Here is a 254-nt window from a genome sequence, read left to right on the forward strand (position 1 = left end):
AGTCCGATCCAGACGATGTCGACGAAGTGCCAGTAGTAGGAGACAACGATTGCGGCGGTTGCCTGCGCCGGGGTGAACTTCGAGAGCTTGGTGCGGATGAGGAGGTAGACGAACGCGATCAGTCCGCCGATGACGTGCATGCCGTGGAAGCCGGTCGTCATGTAGAAGACGGAACCGTATGCACTCGACGACAGCGTCGTGCCCTCGTGCACCAGGTGGTAGTACTCGTACGCCTGGCCGCACACGAAGAACGT

1 protein-coding gene is annotated in these 254 nt (G+C 60.2%); it reads right to left on the reverse strand.

The genetic code is table 11. The features are described from left to right. A partial coding sequence (locus NVV99_RS26640; RefSeq protein ID WP_260783315.1) for a cytochrome c oxidase subunit 3 occupies positions 1-254 on the reverse strand: 254 nt, incomplete at both ends.

Origin of the sequence: Rhodococcus sp. PAE-6, assembly GCF_025290685.1 — a bacterium.
Classification (GTDB): Bacteria; Actinomycetota; Actinomycetes; order Mycobacteriales; family Mycobacteriaceae; genus Rhodococcus; species Rhodococcus pyridinivorans.